This window comes from Blautia sp. JLR.GB0024 (assembly GCF_037000545.1).
Lineage (GTDB): Bacteria > Bacillota > Clostridia > Lachnospirales > Lachnospiraceae > Blautia > Blautia celeris.
Genome location: NZ_JBANBF010000041.1, coordinates 1 through 1,914, shown reverse-complemented (window position 1 = coordinate 1,914; position 1,914 = coordinate 1). Strand labels below are relative to the sequence as shown.

At 46.1% G+C, this 1,914-nt stretch carries 1 protein-coding gene; it reads right to left on the bottom strand.

The window, feature by feature from the left end; all coding sequences use genetic code 11:
• Nucleotides 1-127 precede the first annotated feature (127 nt).
• The gene (locus V8Q34_RS27325) at nucleotides 128-1,648 is read right to left on the bottom strand and encodes an MFS transporter (RefSeq protein ID WP_158587382.1); all 1,521 of its coding nucleotides are present in this window, start codon (nucleotides 1,646-1,648) and stop codon (nucleotides 128-130) included.
• Nucleotides 1,649-1,914 lie beyond the last annotated feature (266 nt).

Below are 1,914 nucleotides of genomic sequence, written 5' to 3'. Positions count from 1 at the left end.
CTCCATTGTCACTACCAGATAAGGTCTCTGTACGATATTTTTCAGCTCACCAACTAAATTGCGTCCGTAAATTGTTGTAAACATCTTTTTTGCCATGATTTTAATCTCCTCTTCTATTCAATCAGTTTTATTTGTTGTTCTTTTCTTCTGCAGCCTTTGCTGCTTTTTCCGCTCTTCTGGCCCTCACGTCCACCATACAGGCCTCCAGCTTCTTATCGCTGAGACCGTAGAACATCTGAAGGACCATATGTATAAGTGTCACAACTGCCGGAATCACGAAGGCAAGAATTAGCAGGGAACGGATTGTCCCGTCACTCTGTGTCTGGTTAGCCACATATCCGGAGCCGTCCAGCAGAATTCCCATGATCTGTGCGCCTAGCGCGGCACCGATGGTGATACAGAATCCGTTGACTGCAGACACCACGCCTGCCTGCCCTTTTCCGTTTTTCCACTCGCCGTAGTCCACGGTTGCCGGAATCATTACATTGGAGAAAGAGTAATATGCACCGCTTAAAATTCCGTTTAATATAAACATTGCAAAGAGTAATCCGAACTGCATAGACTGTGATGCCCCCGCCGGCCCGTAGATACTGCATACCGCGAACAGAGCAATACTGAATACAGCGCTGGATGCCATACAGATCATATACGCACGGCTGGTATCCTTAAACATCCGTATGAACGGTTTCATAAGGAAAACTCCCAGCATCAGTGCTATGGTATAGGCAAACATTGCCACCGAGTAAAAGTCTTCCAACCCCAGAAAATAGATGAAAATGTAAATGATCATCCCATTTTTGATTGCCTGCATGATCTGTTTCAGTACTTCGCCGATCTGCAGGATAATAGCCGGCCTGTTCTTTGCAAAACTCTTTAACTGGGCAAACATGGGCTCGTGCTCCACCTGTCTTAAATGCTCCCGGCAGGAACCGTCCCTGTTCAGTTCGTATTTCTTGGTCATCTGGGCATTGAGTATCTGGAATAACATAACTGTCAGTCCAATGGCAAATGCTGCCCAGAAGAAGCCCTGTGCCTCATTTCCCTTGCTGCCGCCGAATAATTTTACCATAGGCATAAAGAGAGCTGCCGCTGCCACCTGCGCCAGATTGGTACAGAGGCTTTTAACAATGGCGATGGTCTCCCGCTCCCTCGGATTTCTGGTCATGTTACAGAACTGTGCGATCTGCGGCATGAAAGAGAACGTCGCGCCAATGGAACCAAAGCATCCGTAACATACTGCTGCCCACGCCACTTTAAGACCTGTACTCTCCACCGGAAGAGCTGTGAATACGCCGATAAACAGAAGAAACAGCGGAATGATCCCGAAAATTGCCCAGGAACGGTAACGCCCCCATTTATAACAGACATTGTCCAGCATATAGCCAACCCACAGGTCTGTAAAACAATCCGCCACACGGGCAAATAACATAATAGAGCCTGCGACCGTGGCGCTGAGTCCCACCACATCCGTGTAAAAGTACACCAGATAATATCCGAAAATAACCCAGGAAACGTTAAAGCTGTATGCCCCGTACATACTGTGTATAATTTTGTCATACCACGGTACCTTGGCGGTTGTGGATGTAAAGTCTATATCATATGGATCTTTCTTACCGTTTAACGGCATTGCCATACCATCCTGAGACATATAATACCCCCTTTTCATGTCCGGCAGCAAAAGCCCCCATGAAGCCTGTACTGATGCTGCGTCTTCTGCCGCCTCATAATTTTATTTTGAAGTTGATTTTTTCTTATATTTATGTATAATGAATCTTATAAGAATACCTTTGTAGAAGATTGGCAGCCGTCCTGCAAAACGCGCCCTCTTTTATAGGTGGGTATTCTTTTTATTTTGCTTCCCATTCACCATATTTTGCGATCACCTTGTCCTTGATCATCTGGCAGAACTCATCC